The organism is Variovorax sp. OV700 (genome assembly GCF_900099805.1).
Classification (GTDB): Bacteria; Pseudomonadota; Gammaproteobacteria; order Burkholderiales; family Burkholderiaceae_C; genus Variovorax.
The window spans coordinates 1-1,149 of record NZ_FNDR01000036.1 but is presented as its reverse complement, the minus strand read 5'-3'; the positions used below and the strand labels follow the sequence as shown (position 1 = coordinate 1,149).

Sequence of the window (1,149 nt, the reverse complement as noted above, 5' to 3'; positions counted from 1 at the left end):
GAACGCGAAATCCACCTCCGGCGCGAGCCCGCTCACGATGCGCGCAATCGACTTGCCCGAGCCGCAGGCATGCGTCCAGCCCAGCGTGCCGTGGCCGGTGTTCAGATACAGGTTCGGCAGCTTCGTCTTGCCGATCATCGGCACGTTGCTGGGCGTCGCCGGACGCAGGCCGGTCCAGAACTGGGCCTGCGAGGCATCACCGGCCCCCGGGAAGAGTTCTTCGACCCGCCGCACGATCGCCTCGCAGCGCACGCGGTTCAGGTCGCGGTCATAACCGTTGAGCTCGGCCGTGCCGGCAATGCGCAGACGGTCGCCGCTGGCCGAGGTGTAGCGCGAGAACACGAGCTTGTATTCGTCGTCGGTGAGCGAAACCTGGTGCGCCTTGGAGGCATCCTTCACGGGCAGCGTCACCGAATAGCCCTTGGCCGGATAGATCGGCAGCCGAATGCCCAGCGGCGCGGCAACGATCGGGCTGAGCGAGCCCATCGCCAGCACGAAGGCGTCGCCCCGGATGCGCTGGAAGCGGCCTTCGCTGTCGGTGGCTTCGACATGGTCGATGCTGCCGCCGGTCTCGCGCAGCGCCGTGATGGTGTGGCTCATGAGGAACTTCACGCCCGCCGCCGTCGCCAGCGCGACCAGCTCGCGCGCGAAGCGGTTGGCGTCGCCGGATTCGTCTTCGGCCGTGTAGGTGGCACCGGCCAGTTGCGGTCGGATGTGGGCCAGCGCAGGCTCGATCTTCACCGCCTCATCGGCCGAGATGACTTGGCGTTCGCAACCGAGCGCCCGCATCTGCTCGGCCGGCGCGAGCGCACCGTCGAACTCCTTCTGCGTCGTGTAGAAGTGCAGGATGCCCTGGGTGCGCTGGTCGTATTGGAGGCCGGTGTCGGCGCGCAGCTGCTGCAGCGTGTCGCGGCTGTAGGTGCCCAGGCGCACGATCTGCTCGATGTTGTGCCGCGTGCGTGCCGGGGTGCATTCGCGCAAGAACTGCAAACCCCAGAGCCACTGGCGCATGTCCGCGCGGATGCGGAAGAGCAGCGGGGCGTCTTCCCTGCCCAGCCATTGCAGCACCTTGAGCGGTGCGCTCGGGTTGGCCCAGGGTTCGGCATGGCTGACGGAGATCTGCCCGCCATTGGCAAAGCTGGTTTCGGC

Annotated in this window: 1 protein-coding gene; it reads right to left on the bottom strand. The window is 67.7% G+C overall.

Annotated features, from left to right (window positions below):
• On the bottom strand, positions 1-1,149 hold a 1,149-nt coding region (locus BLR24_RS30200), incomplete at both ends, for a D-amino acid dehydrogenase (RefSeq protein WP_093024375.1).